This window comes from Virgibacillus ainsalahensis (assembly GCF_055380755.1).
Map to the genome: position 1 here is coordinate 1,198,421 of NZ_AP043943.1, position 24,630 is coordinate 1,223,050.

General features: G+C 37.4%; 28 protein-coding genes and 1 pseudogene. 25 read left to right on the top strand and 4 right to left on the bottom strand.

What is annotated here, in order from left to right; all coding sequences use genetic code 11:
• Positions 1-15 precede the first annotated feature (15 nt).
• The 17 genes from ACZ427_RS05615 (at position 16) to ACZ427_RS05695 (ending at position 15,311) form a co-directional block, all read left to right on the top strand.
• On the top strand, positions 16-1,386 hold the full coding sequence (locus tag ACZ427_RS05615) for a CpaF family protein (protein ID WP_461177165.1): 1,371 nt from the start codon (positions 16-18) through the stop codon (positions 1,384-1,386).
• A complete protein-coding gene (locus tag ACZ427_RS05620) occupies positions 1,358-2,287 on the top strand; it encodes a type II secretion system F family protein (RefSeq protein WP_461177164.1) in 930 nt (309 codons plus the stop codon). Before ACZ427_RS05615 ends, ACZ427_RS05620 begins: the two co-directional genes overlap by 29 nt.
• A 3-nt stretch (positions 2,288-2,290) precedes the next feature.
• Entirely contained in the window at positions 2,291-3,226 is a 936-nt protein-coding gene (locus ACZ427_RS05625; RefSeq protein WP_461177163.1) for a type II secretion system F family protein, read from the top strand.
• A 16-nt stretch (positions 3,227-3,242) separates the two neighbouring features.
• Positions 3,243-3,458: a hypothetical protein gene (locus tag ACZ427_RS05630; protein ID WP_461177162.1), complete on the top strand. Its 216-nt coding sequence runs from the start codon at positions 3,243-3,245 to the stop codon at positions 3,456-3,458.
• A gap of 52 nt (positions 3,459-3,510) precedes the next feature.
• The gene (locus tag ACZ427_RS05635) at positions 3,511-4,935 is read left to right on the top strand and encodes a VWA domain-containing protein (protein ID WP_461177161.1); all 1,425 of its coding nucleotides are present in this window, start codon (positions 3,511-3,513) and stop codon (positions 4,933-4,935) included.
• A 3-nt stretch (positions 4,936-4,938) separates the two neighbouring features.
• On the top strand, positions 4,939-6,462 hold the full coding sequence (locus tag ACZ427_RS05640) for a hypothetical protein (protein WP_461177160.1): 1,524 nt from the start codon (positions 4,939-4,941) through the stop codon (positions 6,460-6,462).
• 157 nt (positions 6,463-6,619) lie between these two features.
• On the top strand, positions 6,620-7,444 hold the full coding sequence (locus ACZ427_RS05645; protein ID WP_461177159.1) for a hypothetical protein: 825 nt from the start codon (positions 6,620-6,622) through the stop codon (positions 7,442-7,444).
• Between the two features lie 15 nt (positions 7,445-7,459).
• Positions 7,460-8,179, top strand: coding sequence for a YciC family protein (locus tag ACZ427_RS05650; RefSeq protein WP_461177158.1), 720 nt, complete (start codon positions 7,460-7,462; stop codon positions 8,177-8,179).
• 49 nt (positions 8,180-8,228) lie between these two features.
• Positions 8,229-8,732: a hypothetical protein gene (locus ACZ427_RS05655; protein WP_461177157.1), complete on the top strand. Its 504-nt coding sequence runs from the start codon at positions 8,229-8,231 to the stop codon at positions 8,730-8,732.
• Positions 8,733-8,759: 27 nt separating this feature from the next.
• Positions 8,760-9,152, top strand: coding sequence for a TadE/TadG family type IV pilus assembly protein (locus ACZ427_RS05660; protein ID WP_461177156.1), 393 nt, complete (start codon positions 8,760-8,762; stop codon positions 9,150-9,152).
• Positions 9,149-9,826, top strand: a complete 678-nt coding sequence (locus tag ACZ427_RS05665; protein WP_461177155.1) for a hypothetical protein — start codon at positions 9,149-9,151, stop codon at positions 9,824-9,826. Before ACZ427_RS05660 ends, ACZ427_RS05665 begins: the two co-directional genes overlap by 4 nt.
• A gap of 20 nt (positions 9,827-9,846) precedes the next feature.
• Positions 9,847-10,056 (top strand): hypothetical protein, encoded by a 210-nt coding sequence (locus tag ACZ427_RS05670; protein ID WP_461177154.1) that lies wholly within the window; start codon positions 9,847-9,849, stop codon positions 10,054-10,056.
• A gap of 362 nt (positions 10,057-10,418) precedes the next feature.
• Positions 10,419-11,246, top strand: coding sequence for a hypothetical protein (locus ACZ427_RS05675; RefSeq protein ID WP_461177153.1), 828 nt, complete (start codon positions 10,419-10,421; stop codon positions 11,244-11,246).
• A 251-nt stretch (positions 11,247-11,497) separates the two neighbouring features.
• The gene (locus ACZ427_RS05680) at positions 11,498-12,859 is read left to right on the top strand and encodes a vWA domain-containing protein (protein WP_461177152.1); all 1,362 of its coding nucleotides are present in this window, start codon (positions 11,498-11,500) and stop codon (positions 12,857-12,859) included.
• A gap of 176 nt (positions 12,860-13,035) precedes the next feature.
• Positions 13,036-13,860, top strand: a complete 825-nt coding sequence (locus ACZ427_RS05685; RefSeq protein ID WP_461177151.1) for a hypothetical protein — start codon at positions 13,036-13,038, stop codon at positions 13,858-13,860.
• Between the two features lie 111 nt (positions 13,861-13,971).
• Positions 13,972-14,412 (top strand): DUF86 domain-containing protein, encoded by a 441-nt coding sequence (locus tag ACZ427_RS05690; protein ID WP_461177150.1) that lies wholly within the window; start codon positions 13,972-13,974, stop codon positions 14,410-14,412.
• A gap of 170 nt (positions 14,413-14,582) precedes the next feature.
• Complete coding sequence (locus ACZ427_RS05695) at positions 14,583-15,311, top strand: TIGR01457 family HAD-type hydrolase (RefSeq protein ID WP_464883577.1); 729 nt, start codon at positions 14,583-14,585, stop codon at positions 15,309-15,311.
• Between the two features lie 74 nt (positions 15,312-15,385).
• Here the strand turns inward: ACZ427_RS05695 and ACZ427_RS05700 are convergent, their stop codons facing one another.
• Positions 15,386-15,901 (bottom strand): phosphatidylglycerophosphatase A family protein, encoded by a 516-nt coding sequence (locus ACZ427_RS05700; protein ID WP_461177148.1) that lies wholly within the window; start codon positions 15,899-15,901, stop codon positions 15,386-15,388.
• Between the two features lie 89 nt (positions 15,902-15,990).
• Between ACZ427_RS05700 and ACZ427_RS05705 the strand changes: the two genes are divergently transcribed.
• On the top strand, positions 15,991-16,968 hold the full coding sequence (locus ACZ427_RS05705; protein WP_461177147.1) for a protein kinase family protein: 978 nt from the start codon (positions 15,991-15,993) through the stop codon (positions 16,966-16,968).
• Between the two features lie 25 nt (positions 16,969-16,993).
• Positions 16,994-17,965: a 2-hydroxyacid dehydrogenase gene (locus ACZ427_RS05710; protein WP_461177146.1), complete on the top strand. Its 972-nt coding sequence runs from the start codon at positions 16,994-16,996 to the stop codon at positions 17,963-17,965.
• 126 nt (positions 17,966-18,091) lie between these two features.
• Here the strand turns inward: ACZ427_RS05710 and ACZ427_RS05715 are convergent.
• Positions 18,092-18,316 (bottom strand): annotated as a pseudogene (locus tag ACZ427_RS05715) (NifU family protein); the annotation flags it as partial.
• Between the two features lie 152 nt (positions 18,317-18,468).
• Between ACZ427_RS05715 and ACZ427_RS05720 the strand changes: the two are divergent.
• The 3 genes from ACZ427_RS05720 (at position 18,469) to ACZ427_RS05730 (ending at position 20,152) form a co-directional block, all read left to right on the top strand.
• Positions 18,469-18,798 (top strand): YuzD family protein, encoded by a 330-nt coding sequence (locus tag ACZ427_RS05720; RefSeq protein WP_461177145.1) that lies wholly within the window; start codon positions 18,469-18,471, stop codon positions 18,796-18,798.
• Between the two features lie 223 nt (positions 18,799-19,021).
• Positions 19,022-19,378: a HesB/IscA family protein gene (locus ACZ427_RS05725; protein ID WP_461177144.1), complete on the top strand. Its 357-nt coding sequence runs from the start codon at positions 19,022-19,024 to the stop codon at positions 19,376-19,378.
• A gap of 78 nt (positions 19,379-19,456) precedes the next feature.
• Positions 19,457-20,152 carry a Crp/Fnr family transcriptional regulator gene (locus ACZ427_RS05730; protein ID WP_461177143.1) on the top strand — a complete coding sequence of 232 codons (696 nt, stop codon included), beginning with the start codon at positions 19,457-19,459 and terminating at the stop codon, positions 20,150-20,152.
• Positions 20,153-20,314: 162 nt separating this feature from the next.
• On the opposite strand, the gene ACZ427_RS05735 is transcribed toward ACZ427_RS05730, so the two are convergent.
• Positions 20,315-21,298, bottom strand: a complete 984-nt coding sequence (locus ACZ427_RS05735; RefSeq protein ID WP_461177142.1) for an NAD(P)/FAD-dependent oxidoreductase — start codon at positions 21,296-21,298, stop codon at positions 20,315-20,317.
• Between the two features lie 318 nt (positions 21,299-21,616).
• Between ACZ427_RS05735 and ACZ427_RS05740 the strand changes: the two genes are divergently transcribed.
• From ACZ427_RS05740 to ACZ427_RS05750, 3 genes are all read left to right on the top strand, one after another.
• Complete coding sequence (locus tag ACZ427_RS05740; protein ID WP_461177141.1) at positions 21,617-22,834, top strand: NAD(P)/FAD-dependent oxidoreductase; 1,218 nt, start codon at positions 21,617-21,619, stop codon at positions 22,832-22,834.
• Positions 22,835-23,014: 180 nt separating this feature from the next.
• The gene (locus ACZ427_RS05745) at positions 23,015-23,326 is read left to right on the top strand and encodes a YuiB family protein (protein ID WP_464883541.1); all 312 of its coding nucleotides are present in this window, start codon (positions 23,015-23,017) and stop codon (positions 23,324-23,326) included.
• 63 nt (positions 23,327-23,389) lie between these two features.
• Positions 23,390-24,076, top strand: a complete 687-nt coding sequence (locus ACZ427_RS05750) for a 3D domain-containing protein (RefSeq protein ID WP_461177139.1) — start codon at positions 23,390-23,392, stop codon at positions 24,074-24,076.
• A gap of 71 nt (positions 24,077-24,147) precedes the next feature.
• Here the strand turns inward: ACZ427_RS05750 and ACZ427_RS05755 are convergent, their stop codons facing one another.
• Positions 24,148-24,621, bottom strand: coding sequence for a divergent PAP2 family protein (locus tag ACZ427_RS05755; protein ID WP_461177138.1), 474 nt, complete (start codon positions 24,619-24,621; stop codon positions 24,148-24,150).
• Between the last annotated feature and the right edge of the window lie 9 nt (positions 24,622-24,630).

Here is a 24,630-nt window from a genome sequence, read left to right on the forward strand (position 1 = left end):
TAAAGGGGTGAGAAAATGGCTCTTTTTCAACGTAATCCAAAGGAAAATACAGCAAGGGATATTGATACAAGTTATGTGGCAAGTACAGGTTATATTGATGAGTTAGTTGATCACTATAAAACAAGACTATTAACAGAAGTCAACCTGGAACAGATTACTAGTTTAGGTGAGTCAGATAAACGATTAAGAATCGAAAAATATATTAATCAGTTTATGTCTGAAGAAAAGGTAGTTATTCCAAGACATGATAAAGAATCGCTTCTTTCTAAATTAATTGACGAAAGTGTTGGGTTTGGACCACTGGAACCTTTACTAAAGGATGATTCCATTACTGAAATTCTTGTAAACAGCCCGAAAGAAATCTTTGTAGAAAGAAAAGGGAAGCTTGAACGGGTGGATATTTCGTTTAAAGATGAGTCTCATGTCAGACACATCGTCGACCGGGTTGTTGCCCCACTTGGCAGACGGATTGATGAGAGTTCTCCCATGGTCGATGCTAGATTACCAGATGGGAGTCGTGTGAATGCAGTTATTTCACCAATCAGTCTTGGCGGAACTATTCTATCTATTCGGAAATTCCGAAAAACGCCTTTCGTCATGGATGATTTAGAAAAAAACGATACATTTACCAATGATATGTCTAATTTCCTGCAGGCACTCGTAAAAACAAAATTGAATGTATTAATTTCTGGTGGTACAGGGAGTGGGAAAACGACATTATTAAATGCCCTGGCAAAAGATATTCCAAATGGGGAGCGCTTAATAACCATTGAGGATTCAGCAGAGTTAAAGCTTGATCGTGAGAATGTTATTGGTATGGAAGCACGTCCTCCAAACGTAGAAGGAACAGGTGAAATTGCTATCAGACAGTTAGTGAAAAACTCATTGCGGATGCGTCCGGATAGAATTATTGTTGGTGAAGTTCGTGGTTCTGAGGCCTTTGATATGCTTCAGGCAATGAATACCGGGCATGAAGGCTCATTAACCACTGTCCACTCAAATACACCAGTCGATGCAATTAACCGGGTGGAAGGTATGGTGGTAATGGCTGGAATGGATTTACCAACACATATCATCCGAGACTATATTGTAGGGGCGCTGGATTACATTGTGCAGGTACAGCGGTTAACAGATGGTACACGGCGAATAACAAACATCTCAGAAGTAGAAAAAATAGAAGGGAATAAAATTCAGGTTCGTGATATTTTCCGTTTTCAACGGACAGGTGTTAATGCTGATGGAATGATACAGGGGTATTTCACACCAACAGGTATTATCCCAAAATGTATCCCGCATCTGCAAGTATACGGAATAGACCTAGATATGGATTTCTTTTCACCTAAGGAGGAAATGGACTATGAACATAGTGGTGTCTATACTTTATAGTTTAGCCGTACTTTCACTTTTGTTATTTGGCTATCATTACTTAGGTTATCGTTCTCAAAAAAAAGAATGGAATAAAAAAATAAAAGAATGGTTCCCGGAAGAACAACGCAAAAGCATGGTAAGTAAATGGGGAGATAAATTTGATGAAAGAAAGTCTTCCAAAGAACTGGCAGCCAAACTGCAAAGTGCGAATGTAAAGTTGCTACCTTCTGAATATGTCGGAGCATTGCTGGTTGGGGGCTTAACGTTGTTTATTTTATTCTACTCAATATTCAACATGCCTCTGATGATTGGTTTATTATTACCAATTTTGTTAATGACAGCAACGCATTTTCTATTATTTTACATAAGAAAAAATAATTATGAGAATCGATTTAATGAGCAGCTTGGTGAGGTTTGCAGATTGATGGGAAACGCTGCCCGTTCAGGCCTTACGATTAACCAGGGACTGGATATTGTAGCCAGAGAAGTTTCCGCGCCCGCAGGAAATGAATTTAAGCGGATTTCCAATGAATTGAAACTGGGGGTCCCGCTTGAACCCGCATTAAGGTCGATACAAAAAAGAAATAAATCACGGGATTTCAACCTGTTTATAGCAACACTGCTGATCCAGAAAAAAACGGGCGGAAACTTGGCCCGGACGTTGGATACAATGGCAGAAACCTTTGAGGATCGGAAAGTATTAAACCAGACGATAAAAACGATGACTTCAGAGGAGAAGTATATTTCATTTGTTGTTCCGGCATTACCGGTATTTTTGTTACTAGTAATGAACAACGTTATTGATGGGTTTATTGATCCGCTATGGTCAGGATTCGGGATAATTATGTTGATTTTATTTATTGGCGCGATCCTGCTTTCATTTCTTTTAATACGAAAAATAACGAATATAAAGGTGTAGCTCATGGACGCATTAATTATTTTAACAATCATCGCATTTTGGTTTTGTGTTTTATTGTGCTTGAAACATTTCTGGTCTTACTTAAGCGGAAAACGAAGTGTACTAACACATGTGTCAGATGTTACAGAAATAGATCCATTTGAGAAAAAGAAGAAAAAGAAAGACAAGCGGGCAAATCTATTTGGCAAAGTAACAACATATGCGGATGACTTCGGAGATTTGGGACAGCGGATTAATTTTTTTAGTGAAAATCATATGGTCGAAGAATGGCTTAGAAAATCAGGGAATCCACTGAAGTTATCGGTTACCCGGTTTCAAGGTCTCAAAATATTCCTGTTTGTGGCAGGTTTCTTTATTGGAATTCTCTCTATTCTCATCGGCCTGCCATTCTCTCAATATATGATTATAGTATTACCATTAATTGGTTATTTTTTACCAATTATATTAATAAAAAGAGAGGTGAAAAAAAGACAGAATTTAATTAGAAAAGATCTGCCGGATTTTTTGGATACTGTGAGTACCAGTTTGCAGGCAGGGGTCAGTTTAGACCAGGCACTTAGGGAGGTGATTCGACATTTCGATGGTCCGATTCATGAAGAGTTTTCCAGATTTAATCATGAAATTGATTTGGGAATTACAAGGGAGCGAGCATACCGTGAGTTACTGAGACGAAATGATAACCCAGAGTTTCAATCCCTGATAAAAGCACTTATCCAAGGAATGGATCTCGGAATTCCGATAGCTAAAACGTTTAAAATTCAAGCCGATGATTTAAGGCAAATTCGACAGGAACAGGTAAAGGAATTAGCAGCAAAAGCATCACCAAAAGTAACACTTGTTACTACATTTTTAATCGCTCCAGTTTCCATATTAATGATTGCAGGTTTGATGATCATGAATATGTTAATGGGCGAAAATAGTATTTTAAATATGTTTTAAAACGGGAGGAATTAACATGAAATTTATGAATGAACTTTATGCAAAAATGATGAACAAGGCAGTGGAGATGAAAAAGGATGAAACCGGGTCACAGACGTTAGAATGGATTGGAATTGCGGCGGTGATTGTGATTGTTGTAGGGCTTGTATCTACGGCATTTGATGGATCAGACTTTGGTGGCAGTGTAGTATCTGCATTTGAAGACTTTCTGACAAATATTACTGGAGGTTGATTGTAATCAGTATATTGAGCTAAGTAATTAATAATTATTAGGAGAATTCTTAATGCGATACAGCAAAATTTTCAGCATCATTTTCATCGTTACAGTTGTATTAATTGGCTGCACCAATGACGATTCAACTGAAGAGCAAAATGATGATCCATCCACAGAAACAACGCAGTCAAACGAAAGTGAAACAGATGACTCTGAAAACAATAATGAAGAAGAGAATGAGAAGGAAGAAGAGCAGGAAGATAATGAATTAGCATTTTTACAGGACATATCAAGCGCCCCTGAAAATACAGCAGATCTGATTAATCAAAAACAGGGACAATATGCTGGTATCGATGTAAGGGATGATACAGTAGAAGAAGACGTATTGGCAGACGTAAGGAAGCTTCCTCCATTAGCAGAAAATGCCAATCAGGATGAATTGGATAAATATTTTAATTACTTGTATTCTCTCGTTTCAGAAGATTTTCCAGATCCTCAGGATACGATAAATAAATGGGAGTTTGGTTCATTTGGCAATCCGGATTTACCAGATTCCCGATATCATTTTAAAGAAAATTATAATGTTGAAATTATATTGGATGCAAGTGGAAGTATGGCTAATTACGTAGGGGATCAAACCCGAATGCAACTTGCGAAGGAATCAATTAATAAATTCCTGGAAAATGTTCCGGAAGAAGCAAATGTCTCCCTTCGTATTTACGGACATGAGGGTTCCAGTGAAGACAGTGATAAAGCATTGTCATGTGGAACTATTGAGCAAATTTATGGGTTTGATACATATGATCAAGCCTCATTTGAAGAAGCATTAAATCAATTTGAACCTAGTGGCTGGACGCCTATTGCAGACGCCCTTGAGCAATCGAAAGAGGCACTGGATGAATTTGATTCTGAAAACAATACAAATCTGATTTATCTGGTAAGCGATGGTATAGAAACTTGCGATGGTGACCCTGTAGAAGTAGCTGATTCATTAGTTGAATCAAACTCTCAACCTATCATTAACATTATCGGCTTTCAAGCAGACGCTGAAGCACAGGAACAGCTTCAAAGTATGGCAGATGCAGCTGAAGGGATATACGCTACAGTTAATAACCAGGATGAGTTGGAAGCTGAATTTGAGCGGGCAGAAAAGGTTATGGAAGCATGGGAAGACTGGAAAGAAGATGCAATGGGTGATGTAGATAATTTAAGGGTAGATAGTCATTTTGACATCATGGCACTAACAAATGATTGGCACAAACTACGACTTAAGTTAACAAATAATATTTCCCGTTTAATACGTATATTCGAAGATGAAGGGATTATAAACAAGGACCAAGCAGATGAATTTAAATCAAAAAGAATTGAAATTAAGGATTTAATTGACAGTTCAAGACATGAGATTGATGAACAATTGCAGGATATCAGTACAGATACATTAGAAGATATGAAAAATACAATTAATGAAAGATATGAAGAACAAACGGAGGAATAACATTTGAGGAAACATAATAAACCATGGAGTAGCGGGGTGATAAAAATTGGTAAATGGATAAAAAGTATATTAATATTTCTTGCTATCGTATTTTTAACTTTCCAGCCTGTGTTGGTTCCTGTAGTTCATGCAGTAGATTCCTGGTCAGGTGATTCCTGGGAAGGAAATTCCTGGGAAGGCGACGCCTGGGATGGATCAAGTCTCCAATGGGAAGGGGATTCGTGGTCAGGTGATGCCTGGTCAGGCCAGGGTACTGAAAGCGGATCAACATGGGATGGTAATGACTGGAACTCAATTCCCTGGTATTTACAAGACTGGTCGCAAGATGGTTTTAATGGTAATGCCACAACAGGAAATCCAGCATGGAATCAATCCGGATTTCACGGCAATCCATATAGTTGGTCCCAGTCAGGCTATGGATCGCCATGGATGCAGCAGCCTGGAGGTCAAAGCAATCCATATACAGGATACGGATGGAATCAATCCGGTTATACAGGAGCACCGTGGATGCAGCAACCGGGAGCTCAGGGAAGTCCATATTCAGGGTACGGTTGGAACCAATCCGGTTATGCCGGAAGTCCATATAATGGATCTCCATGGAATAATTCGGGCATTGCAGGGAGTCCATATTTAGGTAATCCATACCTAGGAAGCCCATTATATGGTAACCCGTACTCCGGGAACACATCTGATTCTAACTTTACTGGTACAAATGATTATACAGCACCAGAACGGTTTTATGATACGGAAAATTATAAAGCAACGGACTTTGCTGTAAATACGATGACAAACGGAACAGTAAACTTATTGAATGATGGTATAGACAGTGGTTTCAAAACCGGTACGCATGCAACGGATTTAATTGTTGGTACTGCTAAGCTACATGTAGGGGATCATGCTGGATTTGATCTTTATGATATAGGAAAAAATACTGCCGATGGGTACGAGCAATATACTAAGTTGGAAGACTTACGTAATGCTACTAGTTTCGATGACACAGTAACCCAAAGTGCACAAGATAGTAACAAAATTTCAAAGACATCAAAAATAAAACAGTATGGATCACTAATAAATGATTCAGCATCTAAAGTTAACAATAAATTAAGTCCCTCGAATATAGCAGGTACATGGAACAGCATGGGGGCCTTATCTAAATTTAATGGAGTTACATCGGCTTTAAATGCCGGTGTCTCTGCATATAAGACTGGTGCAAGTATAGGCGACTTTGCCCAAACAATGCAAAGTGATGCATCTGGAGCAGAGAAGACAGTCGCCGGTGCTGAGATAGGAGTAAACTTGAGTGAAACAATCATGAGCGCTGGAGGGGTTGCAGCAGCAATTCCCGGAGGGCAGGCACTTGGCGCAGGACTTTTGATTGGCGGAGCTGGTTTATACGCCGTATCAAAAGGTACACAATTGATAGCCAAAAATGCAGATAAAATCGCATCAACAGCGAAGAAGGCATGGAACGGTACAAAAGATATCGCCAAAAAAGGCTGGGATGCTGTAACAGGCTTGTTTTCATAGATAGGCGCTTCTAATTAAATCTTTTAACAGAATAGAGTGGTTCCACGCTCTATTCTGTTTATCTCTTCTACGAGGGAGACTGGCTTGAAGAAGGTAAAGAATCGATCATTTGCTGGAGAATTACAATTAATAGAGCAAATTGTTAAAGGGGATTAAAATGAATAAGAAGGAAAAGGAACTTTTTAAATTAGGGAAAAAACACCAAAAATGGCCTGAAGATACGAACATAAATGCCAATGCATACTATATAAATGACCATGCTTATTATCTTGCTTTCTATGAAAGTAAATTCAGTACAAAAGTAAAAGCCAATGCTGTAATATCACCTGATTCCAAGGACAGGCATGAAGCACTACAATCCATAAAACCTCACATTTATTTCTCCATCAGCTGCAATAATCTTAAAGATAGTGGCTCAACACGTGGAGAACTGGATTATTCACCTTGGGAGAAAGTCCGGGATTATTTAAAACATATTCTGGAGGCTGGAGTTCTGAATGGTGTAAATAAAATTGTTTACAAGCGGTCATACCATATCATGCAAACGATGATAGATTTACAGCATGAAATGATTGATCTCTGGAAAAATGCAACAGCTCTCAAAAACAACGTGGATAATAAAGGATTTTTTACAGATGAAGAGGTTGAAAAAGTACTCCATTACGTAGCTATGGGTAATCTCATTCAATATAAACAATTTAAAGACCGGTATGATAATTGTAAAGACTTCGATTTGATTTATGAAAATCGGGACAATCCTGAAATCAAACCATTTCAACGTTTTGCAGATAATAATCTTTTAAAAGGGATGACCAGCGAAGCAGCTGAGCATCAGCTGAAAAATTCGCTTGATCAACTGACAAGAAATCAATATTTCGACCATATGAGTGAATCGGAAATCTATGATAGATTTATAACTTCCTACCGTGAAGGGCTAGATGTGCGGGTACAAAAAACAAAAGAGATGTTGCGCCATCCATAAAAAGAGGTGATTACAATGGATAATCCTTTACGTTACACCTGGAAATTATATACAGGGAAATTTGAAAAAATATTTGTGTTAATGCTGATAACAACGTTGCCATTGCTGATGCTTCACTCATTTGTCACAAATTATGTCTATACAATTACACCTTCTTTCGACCCTGTCTATTCTTTTGCAGATATATATTACGCATTATTAACAATTTTGTTCTATGTATTTGCACAAATCCCCTATATCCGATTTGTTTATAATGAATTTAAAGGGCATGACCATAGTTTAAGGAATGCCATTTATCAATTTTTAGTCAGTGGGTTTACGATATTTTTATTTTCTGCAATCATTTCTATCGTATCTGCCATCGGTTTTATGTTCTTAGTTATACCAGGTTTAGTATTGCTGGCGTTGTTTTTCCCAATACCTTACATAAGTATTTTTGATGAGAAATCAATATGGAAAGCATACAAAGAAGGAGTCCGGCTGGGGAAAAAATACTTCTTTAAAATCTTCCTGCTCCTTGTAATAACAGGAACAATTGAAGCTGTCATCGGTTTGTTTGTTGTAGCCCAAATTTATACGATTACCGATTCATTTGCTGCACAAATTCTTACTCAAATGACGTTAAATTTAATTATCTTTCCATTTGTTATTATGTACATTACATCCAGTGTTATTAAATGGAGGGAAGAGCAGGAAGTATTGGAGATTGGTGAAGAAAAAGCAACCTCATTATGATAGTTTGGATAGCAAAGTTGAATCTGAAAATGAAAAGGGAGTTTTTCACTTGAGAAACGTATTAATACTTACAATATTATTTTTTATGATGGTACTCGCTGCATGCAGTTCTCCGGAAGCAGATGAACTGGTTGAGTATCATAACACCTATGTAGAAACAGTAAATCCAAAGGCAGAAGAAATTGATGTACATTTGCAGCAGCTTGCGGCGATTGCAGATCCTGAAGAAGCTCTTGAATATCAAAATGACAACATTATGCCATTAGCAAATGAAATCATGGAATTTATTCAATCTATGGAACCTGAAACAGAAGTAGTGACAGAACTGCATGATCTGAGATTAAATCAGATGAGCGCATGGAATGAAGGGTTTGAACTTAGAAATCAGGCAATGGAAAAAGCTGCAGAAATGGCAGGGGATGAAGAAATAAACGAGCTTGTTCAACAATCAGATGAAAAGTTTATGGAAGCACAGGAAAAGGCTGTAACAGCTGATGAGAGGTTAATAGAGATGGCAAGTGAACACAACGTGGAGATAGAGGAAGAGGAATAATATCAATAAACAAGGGTGTGCGATGCAGTGATTAAATGGAGAAAAAAATTACGTAGTGAAGAAGGATCGGCCACCATTGAATTTTTAGGGGTTGTTCCTCTGGCATTACTGTTATTAATGATCTTGATACAGTTTATTGTTGGGATAAATGGTGTGCTGGTAACACAATCTGCAGCAAATGAATATGCCAATGTATACTCCATCACTAAAAATCATGGAGAAGCGCAGCAGGCAGCAAATAAAGTTCTGTCTTCTACCGGAAATTATCTTCAACTCCAGTCTATCTCTGCTCCGTCTGCAGGAGCAAAAGAGTTCGAAACGACGGTTAGTGTGAGACTTCAAATGGTATTTTTGCCTGATTTTGTTTCAGCACCATCGATTCCCTTTTCATCAACTGCTTATGGTAGGGTGATTGAATGATAGAGAATCTGAAAGCGCGATTTAATAATGAACAAGGGAATATTATCTTATTTGTTCTTGGCATGCTTAGTATTATTATGATTCTTTTTGTATTTGTTTTGAATATGGGAACGGCTCTAGGGGTAAAGGAGAAATCAGCGACAACTGCAAAGCAGGCGAGTATGGCGGCAAGCAGTGTCTTGTATGAAGAAGTCCGTGAGGTTGTTTATGATTATGAAGACGAAACGTTAGAAGGAGCTTTGCAGGCTTTTTTTGAAGATATTGAGGAAAAAGTAGAGGATAAGGCAAGTGAACTATCCGGGACTTATACATATAACGGGTGGTCCGCAAATGAAATCGATTTGGAAGCATTTGATATGGTTTTGAATGAGGAGCTTCAAACCCCGGTAATAAGAGAAAAATTGGAAGAATTACTAATGGATGAAGATATCGAAACCAAAGTAATCAATAAAGCGAGACAAACAATTACCCAAAATGGCGGTCAATTGGATGGTGCAGAGCTAAAGATTAAAGATAATAGAATTCATGTAAAAGCAGCTAATGAATTTGAATCTACCTCGTATGATGGCTTTATGGCTGGAATCCAGGAAAATATCTATCAGGAATCTGCCGGACCTGAAATTGATTTTCTGGAAGATGTATGGAATGAAAGCAACACTGTCCAACTAAATTAATGAGAGGGGAGAGGAGCTTTATGTCCAGGTCAGAGAAAAAGTGGAGAAAAATATATCTAGGTCTTATGATCTTTATTTATGGAGTTTTCACACCGATTACCGTATTTGAATGGTTGGCTGCTGATGGTGGTTTTCCCTTAACAGCATTGGTTGTCGGTATAGCACTTCCGGTTATGAGAAGGAATCATTTGAATCAGATAAGGGAAAAGGAAGGAAAGGAACCAGTGTAGAGATTATTCCACACTGGTTTATTCGTTGTTGGATACAAATACAATAAATTGCTTAGGGAGTTATCATGAATAAAAGAGAAAAAAGCTTTTCAAATTAGGTGAAAACGTCGAAAATGGTTTAAAAATACAGCAATCAATGCGGACGCTTACCAACTAAATAGCAATGCTTATTATCTTGTTTTTTACCAAAGTAAATTTGGTAATGAAGTGAAAGCAAATGCATTAATATCACCAGATTCAGGTGATCGAACACAAGAATCGATGCAAGCTTTTTCTGCTCTAGTCTATTACTTTATTACCTGGAATAATGTTAAAGAAAGTGTTGGAGAACGAGCAGAACTTAATATAAGTAAGGAGATAATATGACAAAAATTGATGAAAAAGAACTACTAAAACTAGGGAAAAAACATCAAAAATGGCTGGAGGATACAACGATTAACCTCGCTGCCTATACCATTCATAATCGCTCTTATTACCTGTCTCATTATGCCAGTAAATTCAGCACTAAAGTGAAGGCTTATGCAGTAATATCACCAGATTCACAATACAAGGATGAAGCATTGCAAGCTATTCAACCCCATATTTATTTCTCAATCAGTCAAAACAATCTTAGAGATAGTACAGAAGAAAGGGCAAAATATGATGTATCAATTTTGGAGGAAATCCGGGATTACATAGGAAGTATTCTCGATTCTAATGTACTGGATAGTGGAAATGAAATGATTTATCAACGTTCGTTTAATATCTTGCAATCGATGATCGATCTGCAATATGAGATGGTGCAACTTTGGGAAGATGTAAAATCTCTGGAAGCCACTGTGAACGAAAGAGGATTTTTTGGGGATGATGACGTTGAAAAAATCGTGCATTATGTGATTACTACTGATCTGATTCAGTATAAACAGTTTAAAAATCGACATTATTTCTGCAGGGATTTCGATGTTATTTATGAAAAACGGAATACCCCGAAAATTATAAAACATGGGAATTCTCTGGATGATTCGTTATTAAAAGGGATGACCAGGGAAGCTGCGGAGCAACAGCTTAAGAATTCGCTTGAGTTATTAACAAAAAATCGGGAAGTTGGTCATCGAAGTGAAGGAGATATCTATGATATGTGGATGAAATCCTATCGAGAAGGCCTGGATGAACGAGTTAAACAAACCAAAAATATGCTGCGCTATCCATAAAAGAGGAGTCAGTTATGAACAATCCTTTACGTTATAACTCGATCGAAATGAAATATAGATAAAGTATCGAAATGGGTTGGAAAGTATTTTAGGAGAGATTGAACAACAAATTGGTGATTAAATATGATAGCAATATATAGAGCAGTGATAGCCTATCATTGTTCTATATATTTTAATTATCGTTGACGTAGAGGAGAATAGAATATCAATATGTTAAAAAAACTTCAGTACCGATAATTTTAATCTCATTATTGGTAATCGTTGGATGTACATCAGATGAGAAATCTGAAAGTCAAAATTCTAGTAGTAATGATGTAGAGAATGGTAGTCAAAATACAGAATCACCTGAAGAAGGTAATAGTGATTCCGAGAATAATACAAGTAATTGGAAAGAAGAATTAGCTGCACCTGAACCGCCCAAAACAATTGATGAAGTATTTACGTACTCTGCAGGAGAATTTTCAGATTTTAATTATCAGGATAATGAGACGGATAGAGAGGAATTATTAAAGGGATTTAGTAATTTACCTCAACTAGAAGAAGGAGCTAGTAAAGAAAAAATAGATGCGTTTTGGAATAAAACTTTATCCTTGACGTATGCTGATTATCCAGATATAGACGCCATTGTAAATCAAATACAAGCCACTGGATACGGTAGTCCTGATATTGAAGATCCGAGATACCACTTGAAAGAAAATTTAAATGTGGAAATTATCCTTGATGCAAGTGGCAGTATGGCGGGAGTGGTAGATGGTGGTACCAAGATGAATATTGCCAAAGAAACTATAAATTCATTTGTTGGTTCACTGCCAGAAGAGGCGAAAATTGGACTTCGTGTATATGGACATGAAGGCAGCAGTTCTGAAAGTGATAAAGCATTATCGTGCAAGAGTTCCGAACTAGTGTATCAGCTTAATAACTATAGCGAAGATGAATTTAACAAGGCTTTAAATCGTTTTACACCTGCTGGCTGGACGCCAATTGCACTTGCTTTAGAAAATGCAAAACAGGATTTGGCAGAATACTCTAAAGAGAATAATACGAATATTATATACCTTGTAAGTGATGGGATAGGAACATGCGACGAAGATCCTGCAGTCGTAGCAGAAACTCTTCCAGATTCTGATATTATGCCAATTGTTAATGTAATCGGATTTGATATTGATCAAGATGGGGCGAATCAATTAAAGAAGATTGCTGATGCAGCAGAAGGAAGTTATTCAGCTGCAAATACAGAAAGTGAATTAAGAAATGAACTTGAAAAAGCAGAACATCTTGCGGCACAGTGGAAGTCATGGAAAGGCAAAGCACGTACAGAGGTTGTCTATCAACATAGCCAGAACCGAGGAGATGTTACATGGTTCTATAATGATTTTGTGCAAGATTACTTGAGACAAAGTGAAAATATAAAAGGTGTATTGAGAGATTTGGAAGAGAGTGGCCATATAAGTGAAGAAGCATATAGAGCCTTGGATGAGAAAAGATCAGAATGGTATGACATGATGGGGGATTTTATTGACCAGAAAAGGACAGAACTATATGAAATGGCTGATAACGTAGAAAAGTCCTTAAAGAAATCAATAGAAAATGAGGCTGAAGAAAATACAAATTAAGACTGTTGTTTAAGGGATAATAATGAATAAGAAGGAAAAAGAACTTTATAAACTGAAACAATTTACTAAAAAAGAACTATAGAAGTAGTAAAAAACAATTTTATAGATGACAACAAATATAATTTACACTACACACTAGATACAATAATAATGCAAAAAATTAAAGGAGCCTTTAAATGAATAAAAAAGAAAAAGAACTCTATAAACTGGGGAAGAAACACCAAAAGTGGTTGGAGGAAACGAAGATAAATGCCAATGCTTATCAATTAAATGGCCATTCCTATTATTTTACGATCTATGAAGGTAAATTCAATACGAAAGTAAAAGGCCATGCAATTATTTCACCGGATTCCAATAATAGAGAGGAAGCTCTGGAGTCTCTTAAGCCTCATATTTATTTTGTCATCAGTACCAATAATCTTAAAGATGCAGGTTCAAAAAGAGCACAGTTGGATCACTCGGTATGGATGGAGATTCGAGATTATCTCAAAAGGGTTTTAGAAGCAGGTGCAGTTCAGGGGACAAACAAGATTATTTATCAGCGGTCGTTAGATATATTAAATGCGATGATTGAATTGCAGGAGGAAATGGTCGAATTATGGAAGAATGCCGGTTCTCTAAAGACTGACGCTGATGAAAAAGGGTTTTTTTCTGATGAACAAGTTAAGAAAGCTCTTGATTATATTGTAAAGGGAGATTTAATCCAATATAAACAATTCAAGGAGCGGTATGATTATTGCGAGGATTTCGATTTGATATATAAAAACAGGAATGATGCAAAGGTTCAGCCTTATCAAGAAAATTTGGACAGCAGAATATTGCAGGGGATGACAAGTGAAGCTGCGGAGGAACAACTAAAGAACTCGCTGGACCGGGTAACCAAAAACCAGTATTTCGACAATATGAATGAAGATCAAATCTATGAAAAGCTAATGGCGACCTATTGCGAAGGTCTGGATGAAAGAGTAAGACAAGCGAAAGAGATACTGCGCTATCCATAGAAGAGAGGGATCTAAAAAGGGCTTTGATTTACACAGGGTGAGTTTTTTTCTTCAACTATCCTGAAATATGGTATGCTAATAGATGGATGATGATATTTGGAGGGTATATCGATGTACTTTGTTGATCGAAGCAAAATTGAGGAAATATTAAACTATATGGATGAAATTATCAAAGAATTGGGGAACTATAAGTTTGAAACAAGCGTAGAAAAATTAGCGTTGGAAAGAATGGTTCATGTGTTAATTGAGTCTACCCTGGATGTAGGAAATATGATGATTGATGGATTTATCATGCGTGATCCGGGAAGCTATGAAGATATCATCGATATTTTGATTGATGAAAAGGTTTTACCTGAGAATGAGGAAAATCTTTATAAGTCCATTATTCGATTACGTAAAATGGTGGTTAATAACTATATAGCCGTTGATCATCGCCAAATAACAGATACGATAATGGAAAACAAGGGGACACTGGAACAATACAGTGCACATATTAGAATTTATTTGGATAATGAATTAGGGGTTGCCAATGCATTTTCAAATGAATCTTAAGGAATTAAAAAAGATGATCAATAGGTTCATCTTCTTTTGCAGATAGCCAAAATAAAATTTTTACTACTGCCTACATGCAATTAGGGTTTGACAAAAGCCAAGTTTTCGAAAAGAAATGAGGATCTATATTGAAAAATTATAGTGGATATTTAATTGATTTAGATGGAACGATGTATCAGGGAATCAACCCAATTGACGGAGCAGCTGATTTCGTTGATGCATTACATAGGAAGAAAATCCCGTATTTATTTGTAACGAATAACTCTTCTGCAACTCAGGAGAAGGTTTCGTCAAAGCTTAATAAAATGGGAATCAAATCAACACCTAAAAACGTTGTAACTACTAGCCTTGCCACTGCAAAATTTATTAAAGAAAGAAAGTCGGATGCACGTTGCTATGTCATTGGAGAAGAGGGTATCCATGCTGCACTGGAGGGACAAGGCCTAACCATCACAGAAGAAGATTGTGATTTTGTCGTTGTCGGGATTGACCGTCAAGTAACCTATGAAAAATTCGCAAAAGCATGTATGAATGTACGTAATGGTGCGACATTTATATCAACAAACAGTGATGTTGCGATTCCGACAGAGCGCGGACTTCTCCCTGGTAACGGCTCTCTTACATCCGTTGTCACTGTCAGTACAGGTATCGAACCAATTTTTATCGGAAAGCCGGAAGCGATTATCATGGAGGAAGCATTGGATATGCTTGGTCTTTCAAAAGAGGAAACATTAATGGTAGGCGATAATTACCATACAGATATTGTTGCAGGAATAAATGCAGGAATAGACACACTAATGGTATTTACAGGTGTTACTCCGTTTGAGGAATTCTCAGGTCTCCCCGTTAAACCGACCTATCATGTTCAACATTTGAAAGAATGGATTGAAAAAATTTAGGAAGAGCTTGTCACAGCCCTTCCTTTTATTCTGCAGTAATTAATGAATTTTAAGTTAGATTAACTTTTGTGTGGTCAATCATCAGCTGTGTCTTCATCGCCTACTTCACTATGTGCCAGTCTGGAAGACGCCGCGGCTGCAATCGCTCCCACAATATCATCCAAGAAAGTATGAACTTCACCTGTTGATTTGTCATTTAATCTTTTCAAAATGCCGGGTTTTTGTTTATCGATATATCCATAGTTCGTAAAACCAATCGATCCGTAAACATTTACAATTGATAATGCAATGACTTCATCTACCCCATATAATCCTTCATCTGTATCAATCGTTTTCTGCAACGGCTGGTCCAGCATTTTTTTCTCGGCCATCTGGTCAAGCTGGATTCCTGTTAAGATGGCATTTTGCACTTCTCTTTTTGTTAACACACGGTCCACATTATGGCGGCATTCGTCCATGCCTAAATCCTCGTGGTATTTTGATTGCAGATAATAAACCAGTTCTGCAATATCGTCCAATTCGACACCACGTTCTGTCAATAATTCTCTTGCTTTGATTTCCAATTCACTCTTTTTTGTATTCTTTCCCATTTCATCACCTTATCCTATAAAATTATTTTGGTTAAGAATTGCTCTTTTCATTCATACACTAATTATAAAAGCATGTGGGGGAGATAAAATTGCCTTTGAGAGATTTATTAGCTACATATTATGCTATCCAGACAGAAGATAAATTAACAATAGATGGAAGAGAAGGCTATTTAATGGATGAATATGTTTATTTTACCATTTCATCGGACAACAAGGAAATTATTCACATGGAGCAAGCAGCACTGGCTTATTATCTTGCCGAAAATCAATATACACACATTGCTGTGCCAATTCCTAATATTCACGGAGAATGGTATACAGCCTACCAGAGTAAAAAATACCTCGTTGTACAGGTGCAACTGTTGCAGTTGGATGATAGCCATATATCTTCTGGAGCACTTCTTGCTGAATTTCACCAAACTGGAACAGCTTATGCCTATGAACCTCAAGCTATTTCAAGTTACGGGAGCTGGAGGCAATTGTGGATAGAGAAGTTAACTGCATTCGAAAATAAAATCGAAGAAGAAGCAAAGGAGCATCCATCCAGTTATTACCGATTATTGATGGACGTACTTCCATATATTATTGGTATCAGTGAAAACGCAATACAATACGTACAAGAAAGTGAAAGGGATAACCGATTTCATGAGTCCGATCAAGGAACAGTCGCATTCAGAAGGTACGCAAACAATCTTGTTCGCCCTGTGGTATGGATGGAAGACCTGGTATATGATCATCCGGCAAGGGATCTTGCTGAACATATTCGTTGGTTGATACAAAGTGATGTCAGTCAGGAAGAGGCTGTTGCTTTCCTCGAAGATTACAGATTCATTCGGCAATTATCTGTATTTAGCTGGCGTTTATTGTATGCCAGATTAGTATTCCCTGTTCATCTTTTTGATTTTATTGAACGCGCGTTTTCCAGAAAGGATTTCGAACAGATGCATATGGAGCTTATTGATTTGTTAGATAAGCAAGCAGATTATGAAGAAAAACTGCGGGTGTTCTTTCAAGTTTTGGATGTTGGTCGTGAATCCCAACAAATTCCTGTGTTACACTGGCTTTAATAATAGTTGAAGGAGTGTAGCTCAGGTGAGTAAACCAAACATCTATATTACAAGAAAAATCTCTGAAGAAATCATTGCCCCATACAGAAAACAGTGGGACATTCGAATGTGGGAGAGGGAAGAAGAGCCTGTGCCAAGAGATATTTTACTCCAGGAGGTAAAACAGGTGGATGGATTATTATCCATGCTTAGTGACAAAGTCGATGGGGAACTGTTGGATATGGCTCCCGATTTGAAAATCGTTTCAAACCTGGCAGTCGGTTATGATAATATCGATGTGGCTGAAGCACAAAAACGAAATGTTTTGGTAACAAATACACCGGATGTACTGACAGAAACCACTGCTGATCTAGCATTTGCTTTGCTGATGGCTACAGCAAGACGATTGGTAGAATCAAATGAATATATTAAAAATAATCAGTGGAAAAATTGGTCCCCTTATTTACTTGCAGGCTCTGATGTCCACCATAAAACAATAGGTATTGTAGGAATGGGAAGAATCGGTGAAGCTGTTGCAAGACGTGCGAGAGGATTCGGAATGAAGGTGCTTTATCATAATCGGACACGAAAATATGATGCCGAAAAAACATTACCGGCAGCGTATGTTGATTTTGATGTATTATTAAACGAAGCAGATTTTGTTGTTTCAGTTATACCATTAACACCGGAAACGAATAAGATGTTTAATGAAAGTGTATTTAATAAAATGAAAACAAGTGCTATTTTCATCAATGTTTCCAGAGGAGCAGTAGTGGATGAAGGTGCATTACTTGAAGCATTGAAAACCAAGCAAATCAAAGCGGCAGGACTTGATGTGTTTGATGGAGAACCTATTCAATCAGATCATCCATTTGTTCAGCTGGACAATGTAATTTGCCTTCCGCATATCGGTTCAGCAAGCAAGGAAACCCGTACGAATATGATGAAATTATGTTTGGAAAATATCACAGCTGTAATGAATGGGTACAATCCAAAGACACCTGTATCAAAAAACTAGGTCCCTAGCCATAGCCTCACGTCTTACCCTGATCTTAATGTTGTAAGTATGCTTTATACTTCTTAACTGCTAAAAAATAAAAGCAGACAATGCTTATTCACGGCTTTGTCTGCTACTCTATATATTTTAAAATACCTGCTCAATTTCTGTCACGCCTGGAACTTCGGCCATTAGGGCACGCTCAATACCAGCTTTTAAAGTGATTGTGGAACTTGGGCAGTTGCCACATGCACCCATTAGACGAAGAAGTACAATGCCTTCATCATCCACATCGACTAATTCCACATCTCCACCATCACGCAGTAAAAATGGACGTAATTTGTTTAACACTTCTTGTACTTGTTCTTGCATTATCCATCTTCTCCTTTCCATACTATCATTATAAAGGTTATGTGCAAAAATATCTATCTGAAAATTTTATTTCTATTTATTAATCAATTTTATTTTATCTTTTCCTGAGAGTTTTGTAAAATAAAAGTAACTAAGGAGGGAGGTTTTTTCTGGTGGGGATAAAAAAAATCCGGATTACCATATATGGGGCGGAACAGATCTGTGCAAGCTGTGTAGGAGCACCGGGGTCAAGAGATACGTATGAATGGCTTCAAGCCGCAATTGGCAGAAAATACGAGGTTGGGCCAATTGAATACGAGTATATTGATATCGATCAGCCTCCGGATGTGGAAAAACATCAGCAATTTGCGGAAAAAATATTTGAAGAGGACTTATTTTACCCAATTGTGTTTGTAAACGATGAAATGGTTGCAGAAGGAATTCCGCGTCTGAAAACAATATATAAAGAACTGGATAAGCATGGTGTTATGCTTCAATCTTAATAAATGAGATTATGATAAGAATAACATTTACTAAAAAAAAGTGGAATTATGACGATGAAATGGAGTAAAGAAGGATATGCCTGAATGGCTGGCGGAACTCAGGTTATTTCAAAAGTTGGCATATTTTTATTGAAAAGTAAATCAAATATTTGTATTATAGTGGGATAATTTGTATACTGAAGAGTAACATTTAAACCTTTCACAAAAAGAGGAGGTCTTTGAATTGGTTATTACACTTACAGATAATGCCTGTGATCAAATCAAAGAAATGATGAAGGATGAAACGGAAAATGCCCGACTGCGTTTTGGAATTAAAGGCGGCGGCTGCAGTGGATTGTCCTACTCACTAGGGTTTGAGTACGAGGTCAATGAAGAACTTGATACAGTTGAAGATATAAATGGAATTCCAGTGGTGTTTCATAACCAGGATATCCCTATCATAGAAGGAACAACTATTGATTTCAAACAGAATATGATGGGTGGCGGTTTCAGTATCGAAAATCCAAATGCCATCGTTTCCTGTGGCTGTGGTTCTTCTTTTAGAACGAAGGATAAGGTCGGGTCACCTGGAGATTGTTAACAAAGGATAAAGGAGCTAGGATGCTTGGAAGGCGTTCTAGCTTTTTTAATAGGTTATTGGCAGGGAGGGGGTACGAATATGGAGTCGGATCAGAAAATTGATAGTAAAGAATTATGTGTAGCAAAAGTTCCTTTCTTTAATCATCTGGATGATGAAGAAATGCGCGAAATTGCGTATAAAAGCATGCACAAAAATTTTCAAAAAGGGGAGACCATCTACCGTGATGGTGACCCACTCGAATATTTGTATATCGTCCATCAGGGACGGGTGAAAATTTACCAGCTGTTTGAATCCGGAAAAGAGCAGTTATTGCGTATTTTAGAACCTGGAGAATTCATGGGTGAGCTGGCACTATTCACCGAAAAAAGATTAGAAAGTTATGCAGTAGCGATGGAAAAAACCAATATATGTACCATTCACCGGAATGATATGCAGGATTTGATGAAGGAATATCCTTCTATTGCGGTTAAGATTTTGGAACAGTTCAGTAATCGTCTGGACAAAACTGAAAAGCTTGTGGGGCAGTTAAGTGCCAAAGACGTAGAAACGCGTACAGCGAGTTATTTACTGGAATTAGCAGAAGAAAAAAATACAAATGAAATTGTATTGCCGATGAGCAAAAAGGATCTTGCTTCCTATTTAGGAACAACACAGGAAACGATTAGCAGAAGGCTATCGAGTTTCCAGACCAATGGGTGGATTGAGCAGAAGGGGCACCGTAATATTAAAGTACTTGATGAAGATGCCCTGTCAGATATTGCGGCTGAAATATAAAAAGCTGAAGTTACGGAATTTCTCCATACTCCAGCTCTTCTATTGACTAACTTCGGCTCCTGGAAGTCCCGGCATAAGCAATGCACACTGCAAGAACCAGACCATGAACTTTTTGGTTCGTTGCTTATGCTTGCACTTCTGAACAGTCCTCCGCTATTCTCATTAAAACATTGCTGTTGAGTGTTTTGGTTGCAGACGGGCTTTTGGATCGATATATTTTTTGGCATTGTTGATGGCTGTTGGTCCTTCACCGAACCCTGTTGCAATTAATTTAACCTTACCATCATAAGTGCAAATATCGCCTGCTGCATAGATGCCCGGGATATTAGTTTCCATCTTTGTGTTGACTACAATACTGTTTTTCTCAATTTCCAGTCCCCAATCTTTAATTGGTCCCAGAGTTGAGACAAATCCATAATTACATAAAACGGAATCAATAGCTACCTCCATTTTATTGTCACCTTTTACTTCTGATAAAATGATGGTATCGATTTTGTCACTTGTTACAATTTCCGAAGGTACATATGGTGTTACGATTTCCACATTCGATGCCATAAGCTTTTCCACACTGTGTTCATGTGCGCGAAATGTATCGCGACGGTGGACGAGTGTCACCTTTTTAGCAATTGGTTCCAGCATAAGGGCCCAGTCAACTGCTGAGTCTCCACCACCTAAAAGGACAACATTTTGATCTTTATACTGTCCCATGTCTTTTACATGGTAGTGCAGATTAATTCCCTCAAAGTTTTCACTTTCTCCAATATTTAAGCGTCGTGGTTGAAATGCACCATTTCCTGCTGTAATTATGATTGTTTTAGTATAGTGAACCTCTGAATTGGTAGTAAGTTTTAACGTATTATCCTCTAGACGCTCCACTTTTTCCACAGCTTGTTCCAAAACAATAGTAGGATCGAACATATTTGCCTGTTCTTCCAAATTTTCAACTAAATCCTGTGCCCGTACTTTAGGGAATCCTGCTATATCATATATATATTTCTCTGGATAAAGGGCTGTTAATTGCCCGCCAGTGTGCGGTAGGCTTTCAATTATTTTTACGCTTGCCTGACGCATCCCGCCATAAAAAGCAGTGAATAGCCCAGCCGGTCCTGCGCCAATGATTGTGACGTCATAAACTTTATCTGTCATGGAAATAACCCCATTTCATTCTATATAATAGTGCGCCATTATCATACTATCATAAAATATATATATTGTATGTTCAATTGCATATGGATATTGGAAAAAATAAATATCAGAAAAATTGTGTTACTATAATAACTTTTTTAAGGGTTGAAATAACTACTAAAAAAAGCTAGTATAATGAATGTATATTACAATTATGTAACAAAAATATTATTATTAGGTTAATTAATGGATGAAACAATATGGAAATCCTTAGTAATACCCGTGTAATTCGCTTGAGAATTTGATACATAGAATTACACAGATGGAAGTGAGGAGAAAATGAATAAAAAAAATATAGTAATATTGGGTGCGGGATATGGTGGAATGATGACCACCGTAAAGTTACAGAAATCATTAGGTACCAATGAAGCAAATATAACGCTTGTAAATATAAATGATTATCATTATCAGGCAACATGGCTTCATGAGAATGCTGCAGGTACACTGCACCATGACCGTACAAGAATTCAAATTAAAGATGTTGTCAACCCAAATAAGGTCAATTTTGTCCTGGATAAAGTAGTTTGTATAAAACCAGAGAAAAAAAAGGTTATATTGGAAAAGGGCGCGCTCGAATATGATATTTTAGTAATCGGTCTTGGTTTTGAAGCGGCAACATTCGGTATTCCTGGATTAGATGAACATGCATTTACAATTGATAACATTAACAATGCCCGTATACTTCGGGAACATTTGGAATATAATTTTGCACTCTATCACAATGAAAATAAAAAAAATAATGCAAGATTGAATATCGTTGTTGGAGGAGGGGGGTTCACAGGAATTGAATTTGTTGGGGAATTAGCTAACCGCATACCTGGGTTGTGTGAAGAGTATGATATCGAAAAATCACAGGTTCGTATCATCAATGTGGAAGGAGCCCAATCTGTGTTACCTGGTTTCGACCCCCAGCTTGTTGACTATGCGATGAACTCGCTGGAAGCACGTGGAGTAGAATTTATAACCGGGGCGATGTTAAAGGAATGTAAACCAGATGGCATTGTCTATGAAAAAGATGGAAAAAACGTTAAAATTCCAACAATGACAACGGTTTGGACAGCAGGTGTTAAAGCGAATTCCATCGTGGAAGCTTCTGGATTTAAAACAAATCGGGGGAAAATTGAAGTACAGAAGGATATGCGTGCACCAGATTATGAGGATGTATTTGTAATAGGGGATTGCGCTCTGGTTAGGAATGAGGAAACCGGACAACCTTTTCCGCCGACAGCACAAATTGCCATCCAACAGTCCGGTGTGGTCGCTCATAATGTGAAAGCACTAGTGAACAATGAAGAAATGGAGCATTTTAAAGCGAATCTTCTCGGAACTATTGCATCTTTAGGGCATAATGATGCGGTAGCTACTATATTTAAAGATTATAAACTACGTGGCTGGAAGGCAACGGTTATGAAAAAAATATCTGACAACAGGTATTTATTGAAACTTGGTGGTTTAAGCTTATTAATGAAAAAAGGTAGATTCAATCTTTTCTATTAACATTTATCTTAGTTTTTCAGCAATTAAGTATAAAATATTTTGTAAAGATGAAAGCAAGGGCAAATCACTGTCTTTGCTTTTTTATTACGTATTCCGTTAAACAACCCGCTTGCTCTTTTCTTGAAATCTATTATAGAATGTAGTTTGTATCTAGCGATAAGCTTATGAGGGGGAAAATCATTGATCCAATTGGTCATGTCAATATTGTTGTACTTTGTAATATTTTTTGGTATTGCTTTTATATTAAACATGCTATTACGAACAAAGTGGCTGATGGCATTTCTTTATCCAATTATTGTAGTTATGATTGTTGATAATATTTCCACAGTACAATACTTTACAAATCCAGGAGACGCCTTTTCAACTGCAATTTCGAGATTTACGAGCATTACACCAGTTGATATAGCTATATTGTTATCCGGATTTGTCGGTACTATTGTGTCCGGTATTGTGATTAAAATCCTGCGTAAAAACGGATATCAGATGTTTTAATATAAAAAATATGAATAAAATTTAGTTACAATGGAAAGTATGACACCCAGAGAGGTGTTATTAGTGAAAAAACAGAATTTTATTCGTAGGGCTGGAATGGTAGTGCTATTTTTATCTGCATTATATGTCACAGCAACTTCTATTTCAAATGTTACTTTCGCAGACATGCAGGTATGGAAAGAAGCAAATTCAACGCATGTATCCGGGGAAGATCATACGACAGCTGCGGATAGACATGTAGGATTAAAAGAAAAAACGTTAAACCGATTAATGGAAAAGAACAAGTATATTTCGAATGATGGAAATGACGCCCCGGAAACGTTAGAGGAAGCGGTCGATTTTGAACAGTATCCAACGGCTGCCGTTGTAGCTACAGGATACACAGCAGGAATGGAGTCAACAGGTAAAACACCGGATCACCCTCGCTATGGTATAACCTATTCAGGTGTTCAGGTAAAACGAGACTTATATTCTACCATCGCTGCTGATTTGAATGTCTATCCACTAGGAACTGTCATGTATATTCCTGACTACGGTTATGGGGTAGTGGCTGATAAAGGAAGCGCTATTAATGGAAATGAAATTGACTTATACTACCCCACAGTAGAGGATGTTTATTCAGATTGGGGAAAAAAAGAGCTGGATGTATACATTGTTGAAATGGGGGAAGGAAAGTTAACTGAAGAAACCCTCGAGCAGTTAAATGAAAATGAAGCCCTCCAGGTATTCAGACAGGAAATAATAAAATAATAGCAGTAGAGAAAAATTAATACTTTCCTAACTGTAGAAGGAGACTCCCTCCATGAGGAGAGTCTCCTTTATTAATAGAACTGATATAGCAGGAAAGCAATTCCTATCCCAGTTAATCCACCGAAAAATACTTCAATTGGCTGATGACCGAGTAATTCTTTTAATTCCTGACGTTTTTCATATTCCTTTTTTTTATTCCAATCCTTTGCCCCATCGACAAAATATTGGAAGTCCTTAATTAGCTGATTTAATACAATTGCCTGTTCACCAGCCTGCCTGCGTACTCCTGAAGCATCATACATTGTGATAATACTAAATACGAAAGAAAGAGAAAACACGGTTGATGTTACACCTTCCATAATCCCAATTCCTGTGGTTAAAGCAGCTACTGCTGCAGAATGACTGCTAGGCATACCACCGGTGCTAAATGCCAAACTTAAATTAAATTCTCTCGCCAGTACTAATTTAATTGGAATTTTAATAACTTGTGCAAAAACAATCGCCGTTAAGGCTGCCAGTATGGGGAAATTTAAGAATAATTCCATTATCGTGTA